At 34.4% G+C, this 16,480-nt stretch carries 14 protein-coding genes; 3 read left to right on the forward strand and 11 right to left on the reverse strand.

Features of this window, described 5'->3' with window-relative positions:
- Positions 1-35: 35 nt before the first annotated feature.
- On the reverse strand, positions 36-1,250 hold the full coding sequence (locus C4F50_RS08180) for a WG repeat-containing protein (protein WP_193845959.1): 1,215 nt from the start codon (positions 1,248-1,250) through the stop codon (positions 36-38).
- 40 nt (positions 1,251-1,290) lie between these two features.
- Positions 1,291-2,811 (reverse strand): flexirubin biosynthesis tyrosine ammonia-lyase FlxA, encoded by a 1,521-nt coding sequence (gene flxA, locus C4F50_RS08185; RefSeq protein WP_193845960.1) that lies wholly within the window; start codon positions 2,809-2,811, stop codon positions 1,291-1,293.
- Between the two features lie 101 nt (positions 2,812-2,912).
- On the opposite strand from flxA, the gene C4F50_RS08190 reads away from it, so the two are divergent.
- Positions 2,913-4,163 carry an NAD(P)/FAD-dependent oxidoreductase gene (locus C4F50_RS08190; RefSeq protein WP_193845961.1) on the forward strand — a complete coding sequence of 417 codons (1,251 nt, stop codon included), beginning with the start codon at positions 2,913-2,915 and terminating at the stop codon, positions 4,161-4,163.
- Positions 4,164-4,215: 52 nt separating this feature from the next.
- Here C4F50_RS08190 and C4F50_RS08195 read toward each other — a convergent pair whose 3' ends face one another.
- The 5 genes from C4F50_RS08195 to C4F50_RS08215 form a co-directional block, all read right to left on the reverse strand.
- Complete coding sequence (locus C4F50_RS08195; RefSeq protein WP_193845962.1) at positions 4,216-4,821, reverse strand: hypothetical protein; 606 nt, start codon at positions 4,819-4,821, stop codon at positions 4,216-4,218.
- Positions 4,822-5,167: 346 nt separating this feature from the next.
- Entirely contained in the window at positions 5,168-5,503 is a 336-nt protein-coding gene (locus C4F50_RS08200; RefSeq protein WP_193845963.1) for an L-rhamnose mutarotase, read from the reverse strand.
- A gap of 11 nt (positions 5,504-5,514) precedes the next feature.
- A complete protein-coding gene (locus C4F50_RS08205; RefSeq protein WP_193845964.1) occupies positions 5,515-6,369 on the reverse strand; it encodes a fumarylacetoacetate hydrolase family protein in 855 nt (284 codons plus the stop codon).
- 195 nt (positions 6,370-6,564) lie between these two features.
- The gene (locus C4F50_RS08210) at positions 6,565-7,329 is read right to left on the reverse strand and encodes an SDR family NAD(P)-dependent oxidoreductase (RefSeq protein WP_193845965.1); all 765 of its coding nucleotides are present in this window, start codon (positions 7,327-7,329) and stop codon (positions 6,565-6,567) included.
- A 41-nt stretch (positions 7,330-7,370) separates the two neighbouring features.
- Positions 7,371-9,026 (reverse strand): UxaA family hydrolase, encoded by a 1,656-nt coding sequence (locus C4F50_RS08215; RefSeq protein ID WP_193845966.1) that lies wholly within the window; start codon positions 9,024-9,026, stop codon positions 7,371-7,373.
- A 171-nt stretch (positions 9,027-9,197) separates the two neighbouring features.
- On the opposite strand from C4F50_RS08215, the gene C4F50_RS08220 reads away from it, so the two are divergent.
- Both C4F50_RS08220 and C4F50_RS08225 read left to right on the forward strand, forming a co-directional pair.
- On the forward strand, positions 9,198-10,064 hold the full coding sequence (locus C4F50_RS08220) for an AraC family transcriptional regulator (protein ID WP_193845967.1): 867 nt from the start codon (positions 9,198-9,200) through the stop codon (positions 10,062-10,064).
- 101 nt (positions 10,065-10,165) lie between these two features.
- Positions 10,166-11,122 carry a KilA-N domain-containing protein gene (locus C4F50_RS08225; protein ID WP_193845968.1) on the forward strand — a complete coding sequence of 319 codons (957 nt, stop codon included), beginning with the start codon at positions 10,166-10,168 and terminating at the stop codon, positions 11,120-11,122.
- A gap of 118 nt (positions 11,123-11,240) precedes the next feature.
- On the opposite strand, the gene C4F50_RS08230 is transcribed toward C4F50_RS08225, so the two are convergent.
- The 4 genes from C4F50_RS08230 to galK all read right to left on the reverse strand — a co-directional run bounded on the left by C4F50_RS08230 (position 11,241) and on the right by galK (position 16,458).
- Positions 11,241-12,020: an L-fucose dehydrogenase gene (locus C4F50_RS08230; protein ID WP_193845969.1), complete on the reverse strand. Its 780-nt coding sequence runs from the start codon at positions 12,018-12,020 to the stop codon at positions 11,241-11,243.
- 273 nt (positions 12,021-12,293) lie between these two features.
- Positions 12,294-13,979: a sodium/sugar symporter gene (locus C4F50_RS08235; protein WP_193845970.1), complete on the reverse strand. Its 1,686-nt coding sequence runs from the start codon at positions 13,977-13,979 to the stop codon at positions 12,294-12,296.
- A gap of 241 nt (positions 13,980-14,220) precedes the next feature.
- A complete protein-coding gene (locus C4F50_RS08240; RefSeq protein ID WP_193845971.1) occupies positions 14,221-15,282 on the reverse strand; it encodes a UDP-glucose--hexose-1-phosphate uridylyltransferase in 1,062 nt (353 codons plus the stop codon).
- A 15-nt stretch (positions 15,283-15,297) separates the two neighbouring features.
- Positions 15,298-16,458 (reverse strand): galactokinase, encoded by a 1,161-nt coding sequence (gene galK, locus C4F50_RS08245; protein ID WP_193845972.1) that lies wholly within the window; start codon positions 16,456-16,458, stop codon positions 15,298-15,300.
- Positions 16,459-16,480 lie beyond the last annotated feature (22 nt).

A 16,480-nucleotide genomic window follows, 5' to 3' on the forward strand; every position in this document is an offset into this window, starting at 1 on the left:
ATATAGGTAAATTTTATTTTTTGTTGGAAATATTATTATTTCTTTTTCTTGCTTACTGGTTTCGTCTGCTTTGTTTCCTGTTTTGGTTTTTCTGCAGGAGTTTCTGCTGACTGTGTTTTTTCTGATGTTTTAGAATTAGAAAAAAGTTCGGCATTTTCAAACCATTGGTTACTTAAGACAGTTCCGTCTGGTTTAAGAAATCCCCATTTCCCTTCATTTTTAACTCTGGCAAGACCATTAATAAAACCCTTGTCCTGCTGCGTAAACAACGAAACGATAAAACCGTTGGATGTAATATTGTACTGTGTCGGAATAATTATTTTTCCAGACTCATTAATAAACCCCCAATTGTTTTCTTTTACGGGAGCCAAACCATTTGAACTAAAAACTTCTGCATCATTATAAGTAGGTTCGATTACAAAATCTCCCTTTAAGTTGATATATCCCCATTTTTTTCCAACCAAGACCGGAGCCAAATTTTTAGAAAAGGCTTTTCCTTTATCATATAATGGAAGAATAACCCAGTTTCCTTTTAGGTCAATATAACCTATTTTTCCATTTTTTCTAGCATAGGTCAAATCTTGGGTTTCAAAATCGTATATCTTTTCGGCACCATCAATAGGAATAAATTTCCCGCCACTTACAAGGCCAAAAGTTTTATCTTTTCTGGCCCAGGCAGTGTTTTTAAAATAATTACCGATTTCAGAATACGCAGGTTCTATTAATTCTTTTCCAGCAGTATTAATAATTCCCCAGTTTTTATTGAGTTCAACTCTTGCAAAACCATTTTCAAAAGGTTTGATCATATTGTATTTTGGCTCTAACACAACAGCCATTTTAGAATTGATCAACCCGATTTTGTCTCCTTGTTTTATAAAAGCAACGCCATCATTAAAATCAAATAATTTTTCTGAAGCCGGTGCTTTTAAGATTTCTCCTTTTGTATTAATATAAACCCACTCTTTATCTTTTTGAACGATGGCAATACCGCTGTTAAAATCTTTTGCATTAGCAAAGTCTGCCGGAATTACCCACGCACCTTTTGTATCTATGTACCCCCATTTTCCGCCGTTTTCGACAGCGGCCAAACCTTCAGAAAAACTTTTTGCCGATTTGTACTGAGGTTCAATTTTAAAAGAACCGTCTTTGGTAATATAACCGATTTTTGAATTCTTTTTGACTAATGCTAATTCTTGACTATTAACAAATTGAATACCTGCCAGCAATAAAAAAATAAGTGTTTTTTTCATGATTTTAAAATTCAATATTAATACTAAAAAAAAGTTGATCTTAACTATTGATCAAATAATCTTTTACTTTTTGAACAAACGGATACATTACCTGATCTTCTTTGAATGTTGGAATTATGTTACGAACATCATCATACCATTTTTTGGTAACAGATGAAATTTTTCCTTTTTGATCTAAATAATCAATTGCTTGTACGATTGTAATCAATTCGATTGCTAAAACTTCAAAAGAGTTTTCGATTACTTTTGATGTAATTACTGCCGAGTTGGTTCCCATACTTACAATGTCTTGATTGTCATTGTTGTTCGGAATACTGTGAACGTACATTGGGTTTGATAGCATTTGGCTTTCTGCCGTTGTTGAAGTCGCTACGAATTGAACTCCCTGCATTCCGAAATTGAATCCTAATGTTCCTAGGTTTACAAATGGAGGCAGAAGCTCGTTGATTTTTGAATTCAATAAATAATTCAACTGACGTTCTGCAAGCATCGTTAATTTGGTAATAACGATTTTCAATTTATCCATTTCCAAAGAAATATAATCTCCGTGGAAATTTCCTCCGTGATAAACGTGTTGATTTTTTACATCGATAATAGGATTGTCGTTTGCAGAATTAAATTCATCTTCTAATATAGAAGCAACATTATTTATAGTTTCTAAAACAGGTCCTAAAATTTGAGGCACACATCTTAAAGAATAATACTCTTGAACTTTTTCTTTGAAAATTTCTTCTGTATTTTCTCCAGAGTATAAATGGTCTTCTCTTTTACGGATTAGAGTACTGTCAGAAAGATTTTTTCTCATTCTTTCAGCTACTTCCTGCTGTCCTTTGTGACGTTTAGTCTGGTTTAACTCTTCAGAGAAATGATCGTCATATGCCTGAACCAATTCGTTGATAGCACAAGAAGCTTTTAATGACCAATCTAATAATTTGTTAGCATAGTGAACGTTTACAACACCAATTCCTGTCATTACAGAAGTTCCGTTGATTAAAGCCAGACCTTCTCTGATTTCTACTTGAATAGGTTTTAATCCTTCAATTTCGAAAACTTCAGCAGTTGGTCTTCTATCTCCTTTATAAAAAACTTCGCCTTCGCCAATTAAAACTAAAGCAAGATGTGATAGCTGTACTAAGTCACCACTCGCACCTACACCACCGTGTTCAAAAATTAATGGCGTAATATCTCTATTAATTAATTCTGCCATTAAGTGAATTACAGAAGGATGAACACCAGAATTTCCTAAAGAAAGTGTGTTCAAACGAGCCAGGATAGCTGCTTTTGCACATTCAGCATTTAGAGGTTTTCCTGTTCCAGAAGAGTGGCTTCTAATAAGGTTGTACTGAAGTTGAATCTGATCTGATTCTTTAATTCTGTATTGAGCCATTGGCCCAAAACCTGTATTTACACCGTAAATAACCTTATTTCCTGAAAATTCTTTCAAGAAATTAAAACTGTCATTAACGCGATTTAGAACCACGTCACTTACCGCAACTTTGTTTTTTCCAAAGATAATAGCTTCAAATTCAGCTAAACTTAAATATTCATTAATTGTATTCATTAAATCGTTTTTGATTGTGCTAATTTAATTTTATTTATCAAAATAAATGTAGTTTATTTGACGATGGCAAATGTAGGCTAATTAATGATAATATTTCTAATATGACAAAGGAGTTTGTTGATGTTTTAGTTATTGGTGCAGGACCATCCGGATGTGTCTCAGCATCATATCTTTACAAAAATAATGTTAAGGTAAAAGTAGTCGAGAAAACAAAATTTCCTCGACTTGTAGTAGGCGAAAGTCTAATTCCGAGAGTAATGGATCATTTCGCTGAGGCTGAACTTTTTGAAAGTCTCGATGCAATGAATTTCGAAAAGAAGCTCGGAGCACGTTTTATTCGAGGCGAAGAAATCTGTGTTTTTGATTTCAGTAAGAAATTTGGAGAAGGATGGGATTGGACCTGGCAGGTTCCAAGAGCTGATTTTGACAACACAATGGCACAAGAAGTTGTTCGAAAAGGAATTGATTTAGAATTTGAATCTGAAGTTCTGGAAGTTTCTTTTGAAGGCAAAAATTCTAAGACCATTGTAAAGGACAAAGATGGTAATTTAAAAGAGATTCATGCTAAATTTATTATTGACTCAAGCGGCTACGGTCGTGTGCTGCCAAGACTTTTAGATTTGGACACGCCTTCTAAATTAGATCCGCATTCTTCTATTTTCACGCATGTTAAAGACATTAACAGACCAGAAGGTGAAGAAGGAACACTAATTTCTTTTGATATTCTGGAAACAGAAGTTTGGTTATGGGTAATTCCGTTCTCTAACGGAAATACAAGTTTAGGAGTAGTAGGTCCGACAGATTTTATTAATTCGCTTTCTGCTAATAAAGACAATGCAGAGGCTTTAAAAAATGCTATTCAGAAATCAGACTACTATATTAAAAGATTTGCTGGAACAGAATTTTTGTTTGAACCGGTAAAATTAGAGAATTATTCTAGAGCAGTTAAAAGAATGTACGGAGATGGTTTTGCGCTGACAGGAAACAGTTCAGAATTTTTAGATCCTGTTTTTTCTTCTGGAGTAGCTTTTGCAACTGAATCTGGAATGCTTGCAGCTAAATTGTATCTAAAAGAATCGCAAGGAATTGCTGTAGACTGGGAAACAGAATTTAGCGGTTACATGAAGCGAGGAATTGCTGTTTTTACCACTTACGTGAAAGAATGGTACACAGGAAACTTACAGACGTTATTTTTCCACCAGCCTGAAAACCCAGATGTAAAAGAGAAAATTTGTGCAGTTCTGGCAGGTTATGTTTGGAATGAAGAAAATCCATTCGTTAAAAAACATGACAATGTAGTTAAGAATATGGCATATGTTATTGATATGGAAAAAGAAAAAGAAAATAAATAAAAAAAAGAAACCCTAGCATTTGCTAGGGTTTTTTGATTTTAAAAACTATATCTTATTTATAAGCTTTTTTCAAAAGAAGTTTTGCAAAAGATTTACCAGTTTTTGCATAGCCTTCACCAATTCTAGATTCGTTGCTAAATTGGCTTCCGTATTGATCACCAGGAGCTTCTTCGCTTGAAATTTCTAATAAGACATGTGATTTATTAGCCGTTTCAACAAATTTTAAATTTGTAGTAACTTTTGCAGCTTGTTTCATCATTGCGATATCCCAGCCTGGATAAATCCAAACTGTTTGTACAATCAAAGTATAAGGAGTTGTAAGACCTTCTTGAAAACTAACGTCTTTCTTTTCTTTATTTAAAACAACATTTACTAGTTCTAAGAATTTAGGATTCCAGATCGATTCTTTAGCAGTGCTCCATTTTTTGCTCCAGATTGTTCCATTTCCTTTTGATTTTTCGTTTAACTCTGCAGTTCTTTCTTCAACATACTGCGCTTCTGTTTTTTTGTCTTTCATCATAGTAAAACCGCTGTAGTCAAATTCTACATTGATTTCTTTTTGATCTTTTAAGAAAGCAAAATCCCCAGATTTAATTTCAATGTCCTGTGCAAAAGCAGCGCCAGAAACAAATAATAATGTAAGTACTAATTTTTTCATGATTTTGGTTATGGTTTTAAATTTGGGATAAATATATTTAAAATAAATTGACAATTAATTTCTCACAACATTATTTTCTTGTTATGATTAAAAGTAAAAAAGCAAAATAAATATAGGGTGCTGAATAACATGTTTTTACAAGAAAAAGGATACTTTAAATTTCGATCCGAATTTTTCTTCCTGCATTTTTTTAAGTTTGAAATGCTTTGATAAGCGGATAAAAATATTCAAAATTACCTTGCCATAACACAAAACGAGGACACCATTTCTGATGTCCCCGCTTTTTTACAAAAAAAATATAATTAAAAATTACACTCTTTTACAAGAAAATGTATGTTTTCCTAAATTAAAGATGGAATATTTTTTCCATCAAAACCCATTTTTGGCCTGGCTTTGCCCACGGTAAAGCTTGTTGGAATTTCCACATTAAAGTTTCCCATTCCTGCACTTTTTCGTTTGCAGCTTCGGCCGCGTCTTTTTTCTCGAAAGAAAAATTTTCATCGCCTTCAATTATCATAAATAATCTATTTCCGGTGCAATAAATATCCAGAACTTCGATACCCGAATCTTGAATGCTTTTTTTAATTTCCGGCCAGATATTTTGGTGCAGTTCTTTATATTCTGCGATCAAATTTTGGTCGTCTTTTAAATCTAAGGCCAAACAGAATTTTTGTGTTGCCATATTTTTATTATTTATGAATATGCTACAGCAGTTTGTTTACTAGTGCCTAAACCTTCAATTCCTAATTCGATTACGTCGCCCGCTTTAATGTAGATTGGATCTGGTTTAATTCCTAATCCAACTCCCGGAGGCGTTCCTGTACTGATAACGTCGCCAGGAAGTAATGTCATGAACTGGCTTAAATAATGCACTAAAAACGGGATTTTAAAAATCAAGTTTGAAGTGTTACTGTTTTGGAATGTTTTTCCGTTTACAGTCAGCCACATTTTAAGATTGTTTACATCTCCAGCTTCGTCTGGTGTAACCATTGTCGGCCCAAGAGGAGCAAAAGTGTCGCTTCCTTTTCCTTTTGCCCATTGTCCGCCGCGTTCTATTTGAAAGGCTCTTTCGCTGTAATCATTCAGCAAACAATATCCAGCGATGTAGTTTGGAGCATCTTCTTCAGAAACGTAACTTGCTTTTTTTCCTACTACAAAAGCCAATTCTACTTCCCAATCTGTTTTTTCACTGTTTTTTGGAATGATCAAATTGTCGTTTGGTCCGCACAAAGAAGTTGTTGATTTAAAAAAGATAATTGGTTCTGCTGGAATAGCCGCTCCAGTTTCTTCGCAGTGATCTACATAGTTAAGACCAATACAAATAATTTTTGAAGGTCTTGCAACAGGAGAACCTAAACGTACTGAATCGCTTACTTCTGGTAATGATGGATTGCTTTTTAAAGCTTCTTCTAATTTCTTTAATCCGTCATTTTCAAAAAAAGCTTCGTTGTAATCTGTCGTTACGATAGACGAAACGTCGTATCTTTTATCATTTAGAAGAATTCCTGGTTTTTCTTTTCCTTCTTCTCCGAATCTAATAAGTTTCATATTCTTTTCTTTTTTAGTTTTTTTTCTGCCACGAATTATGATTTATTTAAATCTTTATTGTAGCCTTATTTTTTTTTCGCCACGAATTCACGAATTTTTATTTTTATAACTCGTGAGATCTGTGTGAAATAAATTAACCCCGAATTTCACCAATTATAATTTGTAAAAATTCGTGAATTCGTGGCTATTCTTTTGTTAGTTATTCAATTTAATAAATCCGCCGTCAATTGGATAGTCAGAACCGGTGATAAAAGACGATTCGTCACTGCAAAGAAATAACGCTAAAGTAGCGATTTCTTCTGGTTTGCCCATTCTTCCGATTGGCTGCGACTGTGACAGTTTTTCGAAGATTTCTTCCTCTTTTCCTGGATAGTTTTTAGAAATAAACCCGTCTACAAACGGAGTGTGCACTCTTGCAGGAGAAATAGAATTACATCTGATTTTATCATTTAGATAATCTTTTGCAACAGACAAAGTCATTGCCATAACCGCACCTTTTGCTGTAGAATAAGCAAAACGATCTGGAATTCCAACCCAGCATGCAATCGAAGCTAAGTTTAAAATTACGCCGCCTCCTGCACCTTTCAATGCTGGAATAGAAGCATGAAGACAGTTGTAAACTCCTTTTACGTTTACATTCATAATACGGTCAAAATCAGATTCAGATGTTGTATCAACTTTTCCAACATGAGCAATTCCGGCATTGTTTACTAGAATATTAATGTTTCCGATATTTGCAAAAGTTGTTTTTACCTGTTCGTGATTCGAAACGTCGCAAGCGTGAGCAAAAACATTGCCACCAGCAGATTTTATTTCTTCAACCGTTTCTTTTGCAGATTCTTCTGTTAATTCTAAAATATGAACTTCTGCGCCTTGTTTAGCAAAAAGAACTGAAATTGCTCTTCCAATCCCGCTTCCGCCGCCTGTAATAATGGCTTTTTTATTTTGTAATGAAAACATATTATGTGTGTTTAGTAAGTTATTTTTAATTTGAAATTAGACTATAAAGATACGCCGCGTTTCCAAGGAATAAAATCGTCTTGGTTTAATTGTACCGCTTTTGGAATAATCTCGCCGCTCGCCGCTTTGATGCAGTATTCTAAAATTTCCTCGCCCATTTCTTCAATAGATTTTTCTCCGCTAATGATCGGACCGCAGTCAATATCGATAATGTCTTTCATTCGCGTTGCCAAAACAGAATTGGTCGCCACTTTAATTACAGGACAAACCGGGTTTCCTGTTGGAGTTCCTAATCCTGTTGTAAACAAAATTAAAGTTGCTCCAGAAGCCGCTTTTCCGGTTGTTGCTTCAACATCATTTCCAGGCGTACAAACTAAATTTAAACCTGGTTTTGTCACCAATTCGGTATAATCCAAAACATCAATTACAGGAGAAGTACCGCCTTTTTTGGCAGCTCCAGCGCTTTTAATAGCATCAGTAATCAATCCGTCTTTGATATTTCCCGGCGACGGATTCATATGAAAACCTGAACCTACTTTATGTGCTAGTTCATCGTAAGATTCCATTAAATCAATAAATTTTCTCGCTTTATCTTCTGTAACACAACGGTCAATTAAATTTTGTTCTGCACCGCATAATTCTGGAAATTCTGCCAAAAGAATTTTACCGCCTAAAGCTACAACTAAATCAGAAGTGTAACCCACAGCAGGATTTGCAGACACACCGCTGAAGCCATCGCTCCCGCCGCATTTTACACCAATGCATAAATCACTCAAAGGCGCATCAGTTCTTTCAAATTTATTGATTTCGATTAAACCTTCAAACGTTTTTTTGATCGCATTAGTAATCAAAACCTCTTCACTTTCGGTTTGCTGTTGTTCAAAAATAAACAAAGGTTTATCAAACTCTGGGTTCTGTCTTTTTACATCATTCACAAAATCCTGAACCTGTAAATGCTGGCATCCTAAACTCAAAAGAGTGATTCCTCCAACGTTTGGGTGATTGGCGTAAGATGCCAATAAAGCACTCAAAGTAGCAGCATCTTGACGCGTTCCGCCACAACCGCCTTGATGGTTTAAGAATTTAATTCCGTCCACATTTTCAAAAACACGTTTGTTTTTTGGCGTAGGATTCAATTCAATATTGATGTCGTTGATATCATTTCCTTTCAAATAACCTTCTAGCAATTCATGTGTAAACTGATTGTATTTATCAGTTACAGCATACCCCAATTGCTTGTGTAAAGCTTCTTTTATGACGTCAAGATTTCTGTTTTCACAAAAAACAGTTGGTACAAAAAGCCAGTAATTGGCTGTTCCAACGCGTCCGTCTTTTCTTTTATATCCTTTAAAAGTTCGGTTTTCAAATTTAGAAACATCTGGTGCAGTCCATTCGTAAGAAGCATTTCTATAAGCGTAAGGATCTGCTGCATGTTTCAGGTTTTCAGTGGTCATTAAGCTTCCTTGTGCTACATCACACTGTACTTTTCCAACCAAAACACCATACATATTAACCTCTTCTCCCTGCTTCATATCCTGCATGTAGAATTTATGTTTGGCTTTGATGAGGTCTTGCAAAATGTAATTTTCATTTTCAAAATGAATGGTGTCCCCTTTTTGAAGATCGGTCAGGGCAACCAAAACATTATCGTCTGGATGTAGTTTTACAACCAGTTTTTTAGTAGTATTATCAAGCATTGTTTTGTTGTTTTTTCTTTTTTGTGTCGTTACTTTTTCAATTTCAAAATCAATTTAACTTCTTGATTCCCTATAAAATTCAGGCGGTAAACGAAAAATAAAAGTAGTTTTTTTATGAATTGATTGTTAGTCTGATATTATCCTTCTATAATCTTTAATTATCTTTGCGATATGAAATTGGAACAAACTAAAATAACGCCCTATCTCAACACCAAAGTTTCGGTGCTGAATCGGATTGAGCCGTTTTTTCAAGCGCCTTTTCATTCGCATCCCGAATTAGAATTAGTGTATGTAAAAGAGAGTTTTGGAAAACGCATTATCGGGAATTCGGTAATGCCTTTTGAGCCTGGCGATATGGTTTTTCTTGGTTCTGATATTCCCCACGTCTGGTTGAATGACGAGAAATATTATCAGGGAATTGAAGAGCTGAAAGCCAATTCTATTGTTGTTTATTTCAACAAAGATATTTTTGGATCTGCTTTTTATGAATTACAGGAAACCCAAAAAATAAACGAGCTTTTTGTTCAGGCAGGAAAAGGGATTTCGATTATTGGCAAAACGAATAAACAAATTGCTAAAAAACTGGAAAAACTGGTTGCCAAAAAAGACTTCGAAGTCATTGTCGGACTTTTTGAGATTTTGTCGATGCTCTCGGATAGTCAGGATAAGATTTATATTAATGACGAAATTTATTCGTTAATGCAAAAAGATTCTAAAACCGATCGTATTTCGGAGGTTTTTCAATATGTGAATAAAAATTTTAAACGAAATATTTCCTTAGAAGAAATTGCCGCTGTAGCGAATATGACGCCAACGTCTTTCTGCAGAATGTTTAAACTGAAAACCAAAAAGAATTTCATGGATTACCTGCATGAAATCAGGATTTCGAATGCTTGTAAATTGCTATTAGAAACGGACAAAAGCATGTCTGAAATCGCGTATGAATGCGGTTATAAAACAGCTTCTAATTTTAATAAACTTTTTAAAAAGTGCAAAGCAATAACTCCGACTGAGTTTAAGAATAATGCGAAAAATTAAATTAATTCGAATGCGAGAAATTATATTTGACATATTTAAATTATGTGTATTTTTGAGTTTTTTCTTAATAATAATCTGTACTGCACTAAAGAATTAATGAAATGATCAAAAGGGTAATAAATGTCGAGGGAAAAAAGATTTCTATTATAAAAGTGGGAAATGAAGATTATATTTCTTTGACAGAAATGATAAAAAATGAGCAGGGAAGTGACCACATAAGGAATTGGATGAGGAATAGAAATACTATCGAGTATTTAGGTACGTGGGAAAGTATTTATAACCAAAATTTTAAAGGTGTCGAATTCGACACCTTTAAAAAAGAAGCAGGATTGAATACATTTAATATGACTCCTAAAAAGTGGGTGGAAGCTACGAGTGCCAAAGGAATTATTTCTAAAGCTGGTTCTGGCGGTGGTACATATGCACATAAAGACATTGCTTTTCATTTTGGTATGTGGATCAGTCCCGTATTTCAACTTTATATTGTAAGGGAATACCAAAGACTAAAAGATATCGAATCCAATACTTACAATTTAGAATGGGATGTTAGAAGGTTAATGGCAAAAGTTAATTATGTGCTTCAAACAGACGCTGTTCAAAAACATATTATACCAAAAAGCAGTCTGCCATTTGATAAACAAGGTATCGAATATGCAAACGAAGCAGATTTGCTTAATGTGGCATTGTATGGCTACACAGCAAAAGAATGGAAGGAAGCCAATTCTAATTGTGAATTAGGAGAAAAAAACATGCGTGATTTTTCCAGTATTACAGATTTATTGATAATGTCAAATCTGGAAACTTTAAATTCGGAAATGATAAAGCTAGGCACTCCAAAAGATAAAAGATTTGAATTGTTAAGAAATATTGCAATTGAGCAACGTGAAAAATTCGAAAAAGTAGATATAATTAAATCCATTAAAAAATTAGATTCAACCACTTATATTAATGCTGAAAATCTAACTGCGAATGAAATTGAAGCAGAATCTAAAAAAGATATATTAGAAGCAAATAAAAATAACTTAACCAAGTTTAAAAAGAATTTAAAAAAAGAGTAAGTTCAAATTTGCAACATCTGCGTGAAATAAAAAATATAGCCACAAATTACAATTCTCAAGATTTAATTTTTTAAATAAAAATTCGAGTTGATTAGTGTAATTCGTGGCAAAAAACTTTTTAAATAGAACGATCCAAATGCGTATAACCACCGTCAACATAAATAATCTGTCCAGTCGTATGGCTTGATTTTTCAGACAATAAGAAAACAACCATATTCGCAATTTCCTCAACGGTTGTCATTCTGTTTTCTAACGGGATATTTTTTGTAATTGCGGCTAGTTTTTCTTCTTTATTTTCAAAAGTATTAATCCATGTTTCGTAAAGCGGAGTGTAACATTCTGCTACAATAACAGCGTTTACACGAATGCTGTATTTCAGTAATTCTACCGCCCATTCTCTTGTTAAGGCATTTCTTCCTCCGTTTGAAGCAGCGTAAGCCGAAGTGCCGCCTTGACCTGTTTCAGCAGTTTTAGAACCAATGTTTACAATCGCACCTTTTGATTCTTTTAAGTACGGAAGTGCATGCTGCGCCATCAAATAATAATGCACTAAATTTTTGTGCAGGGAAGCAGCGAAATCCTCATAATTTCCGTTTTCTAATCCAACGCCGTCATTAACTCCGGCATTGTTTACAAGTCCGTCAATTCTGCCAAACTTTGCGATTACGGCTTCAACAGCTTTTTTGCAGTCTTCGGGTTTGGTAAGATCGGCAGCAACTTGATGCGCTTCTTTTCCAATGGCTTTTAATTCTTCTACGGCTTTGATGTTGTCATTTTCGTTACGTCCTACGATAAACGGAATAGCATTTTCTTCGGCAAGAACTTTAACGATTCCTAAACCGATTCCTTTTGCGCCTCCAGTAACAATAATGATTTTTTGGGTTAATGATAACTGCATGATTTGTATTTTATTATGATTTGAAATTCTGTTTAGGTTGTAAACTTAATTTTTTTGCCACAGATTAAAGTATTAAAATGATTTAAAAAAATCTGTGAGAGTAAATATGTTGGTACGAATTTCACCAATTTATTTTTTATAAGTATTTTGAAATTTGAGTAATTCGTGAAATTCGCGGCAAAAAAATCTCAACAATTACTCTTTAAAAATTTACAGCTGTTGTTCATGACAAACAACAGCTGTAAAAATAGAGAGAATTAGAACTGATATTTATTACCAGAACTTAACATAAAGCGCAATAATGATCAGCATCGTGATTACGATTAAGACCGTTGTCTGCGGTTTAACTTTAAACATTCCAGGCTCAGTCTCGAATGCTTTAGGGTTTACTTTTGGTCCAGCAAAACTCATCAAGATCATCACAAGCATTGTGAAGAAGAATGATAATCCCATACAGATGTGGAACGGAATTTCGTAAGCTCCTTTTCCGTTAGGGTATGCTGTGTATAAAAGTGTATCAGGTCCAAATAAAGCAGGTGCGTATTCGTTGAATAAAACAGATAATACAAATCCTAAAATTACCCCTACGATAGCTGCAGATCCGGTAGTTCTTTTCCAGAACATACCTAAGAAGAACATAGCAAAAACTCCTGGGCTGATGAAACCTGTGTATTTCTGAATATAAGTAAATCCACCAACACCACCGATTCCTAAAATGTCATTCCATGTAAATAAAACCGCTAAAAGCATTGCAGCAAAAACGGCAAGACGGCCAATATTTACCTGTTGTTTTTCGCCAGCATCTTTCTGGATGTATTTTTTATGAATATCTAAGGTGTAGATTGTAGAGATACTGTTTACTTTTCCAGCCAAAGAAGCTACGATAGCAGCCGTTAAAGCCGCAACAGAAAGTCCTTTTAATCCTGTTGGCAAGAAAGTCAATACAGCAGAATAAGCGCCATCTTTTCCTCCAACTAGTTGAGGTAAATCTCCGTTTGTGTATAAAACATAAGCAGCAATTCCAGGAAGCATTACGATAAGCGGCATTAATAATTTCAGCATACCAGCAAATAAAATTCCTGTACGAGCTGTTTGTAAATCTGCTCCAAGTGCTCTTTGTGTAATGTATTGGTTACATCCCCAATAATTTAAGTTGATGATCCAGATACCAGCAAGGTACGACATCAAACCAGGGAAAGTCAAATATTTGTCGATTTCTAATTGAGAAGAAGTAGCAGTTGGCTTTGGAATAATCATTTTGAAATGTTCCGGTGCTTCTCTCATTAAAACTTTAAATCCTGCAATTGCATTTTGACCAACGCCAAAAGATTCCGCAACTGTTGTTAAGGCAATATAAGAAGTTACCAAACCTCCGATAATTAAAACCGCAACCTGAATAACGTCTGTGTAAGCCACAACTTTCATTCCTCCAAGAGAAATAAACAATGCAAAAACTGCCAATCCAACCATGATTACGTGCAGATATTCTCCGCCAGCAAGACCATTAATGGCAACAGCTCCTAAATATAAGATCGAAGTTAAGTTTACAAAAACATACAAGAACAACCAGAAAACCGCCATAATCAAAGCAGTAGATTCGTTGTAACGTGTTTTTAAGAATTGAGGCATGGTGTAGATCTTGTTTTTAAGATATACAGGTATAAACCATACAGCCACAATAATCAAGGCAACGGCAGCAAGCCACTCGTAAGCAGCAACAGCGATTCCTAAAAAGAAACCTTCACCGCTCATTCCGATGAATTGTTCTGCAGAGATATTAGAAGCAATTAAAGAAGCTCCAATTGCCCACCAAGTTAAATTTCCTTCAGCCAAAAAGTAAGCTTTAGCATCTTGTTCGTCTTGTTTACGTTTACGATAAACGGTGTAACCGTAGACCGAGACTACGATAAAATAGATAATAAAAACCGCATAATCTGCGAAAGCGAGGTTTTGGTTCATTGTTAGTAGTATTTTAATTTATATAAGGGTAATTTGTTTATTTGGTTTTAAGCTTGTCGTTATATTATTTTGTATCGATTAAAAATAGGATATGTGTTTTATTTTTGTTGTTTTTTTATGAAAAATGAATAAAAGCCAAATGTAAAATAAAAAATTATAAATAGGTTACTCACAAATGTGTTTTTTACATTTATAGACAGCTTATTGTGTTAAATTTTACTTTTTTTCATTCAAAGATTATTTATGACAATCTCACTTCGTCTTTATAATGGGTTTCTGGCAGCTCTCTTAAAACCTCAGCACTTTTCTCTGGTGTAATATCTCTTTGCGACTCACCAAGCATTTCATATCCTACCATAAATTTCTTTACTGTTGCAGAACGCAGCAATGGCGGATAAAAATGCATATGAAAATGCCATTCCGGATGTTCTAAACCGTCGGTTGGAGATTGATGAATTCCTGACGAATAAGGAAATGAGGTGCTGAATAAATTATCGTATTTAATAGTTAACTGCTTTAAGATTTTAGCATAAGCATTAACCTCTTCAGCGGTAAAATCAGTGATTTTATTTACAGCTCTTTTGCTTATAATCATCGTTTCATATGGCCAGATTGCCCAAAACGGAACCAATGCTGCAAAATGATTATTTTCGATTACAATACGGCTTCCTACTTTTAATTCTGCTTTTAGATAATCTTCCAGCAGTGTTGTTTTATTTTTATCGTAATACGATTTCAGGCTGTTTTGGGTTTTTTCTACTTGGGTAGGAAGAGAAGACTGTGCCCAAATCTGTCCGTGCGGATGCGGATTACTGCAACCCATTACACTTCCTTTATTTTCAAAAATCTGAACGTGGTTAATATATTTTATGCTTCCAAGCTCTGTATATTCTTTCTGCCAAGTTTTAATTATAGTTTCAATCGCCTCAATATCCATTTCTGGTAAGGTAAGATCGTGTCTTGGAGAAAAACAAACCACTCTCGAAATTCCTCTTTCTGGTTCAGCTTTAAAAAAAGTATGTTTAATTTCTTCTTCAAACATGATTTCTTCCTGTTTCATTGCAGCAAAATCATTTTCGAAAACAAAACTATTTTTATAGTCAGGATTGTTTACACCATTGGCACGCACATTTCCGGGACATAAATAACAGGTAGGGTCGTATTTTGGTAAATCTTCAGTAGATAAGACTTCTTTTTGTCCCTGCCAAGGGCGTTTGGATCGGTGCGGAGAAACTAAAACCCATTCGTTAATTAAGGGATTAAAGCGTCTGTGCGGATCTTCATTAATGTTAAAATTTTTCATTGTATTGTTGCGGTATTAAAGTAAAGTTGTTCCATTCGAGATTTTTACATCGTAGAATTTTAATTCAATTCCAAATGTATCTAAATAAAGTTTCGAAAACTTACTTTTTACCTCATTTTCATGTCCTTTTTTTACTAAATTAATGGTACAGCCGCCAAAACCGCCTCCCATTAAGCGAGAACCTATAATATTCTCATCTGTTTTTGAAGTGTCTACAAGCATATCCAGCTCTTCGCAGCTTACTTCATATTCTTGCGATAAGCCATAATGAGTTTCAAAAAGCAGCTCGCCCAAAAGTTCAATATTACCATTGTCCAGCGCTGCGCAGGCCTTGGTGACACGATTAATTTCTTTTACCACAAAATGTACTCTGCTAAAAACCTTTGGAGACATTTTATCTTTAAGATTCAAAACCTGTTCTTCTGAAGCATCTCTAAAAGTCTTTATCTCAGGGAAATGATTCTTTAATATAGAAAGACCTTCTTCACATTCAATTCTTCTCGTATTATATTCAGAAGTAAAAAGAGAATGTTTCACATTAGAATCAAATAAAATCAGAGAATAATTTTTGAAATCAGCATTATGATATTCAAAATCCAGTGTATTGCAATCCAGTTTGATTACTTTATTCTCTAATCCGTGAACGCTAGAAAACTGGTCCATAATGCCGCAGTTAATTCCAACCCAGTGCTCTGCTTTTTGTCCTAATAAAGAAATGTCCTTTTTTTCTATTTTTAAATCAAAGAGCGAAGCGATTCCAAAAATCATCCCGCATTCTAAAGCTGCGGACGAAGATAATCCAGAACCTACTGGTATGTTGCTGCTGAAAACACAATTGAAACCTTCAAACGAAAAACCATTGTCCTGCAGTTGTTTAATTACACCTCGAATATAATTGGTCCAAACAACATCACTTAATTTTACTTCCTGTGTCAAATCGATTTCAAATTCTTCATTTAAATCAATTGCAATTATTTTAGAAGTTTTAGAGTTGCTTTTTTCAAAAGCAAAACAAATTACTTTGTCAATAGCAGCTGGTAAAACGTAACCGTCATTGTAATCAATATGTTCCCCGATAATGTTGATTCTTCCCGGAGAAAGGACTGTTTTTTCTGGAGCAGAACCAAAAGATTTCTCAAAAAAAGCAGTGGTATTTTGTATTAAAATGTCATTCATTATAAAGTTCTTGAGGTGGTGG

The organism is Flavobacterium hungaricum, from assembly GCF_015182285.1.
Classification (GTDB): Bacteria; Bacteroidota; Bacteroidia; order Flavobacteriales; family Flavobacteriaceae; genus Flavobacterium; species Flavobacterium hungaricum.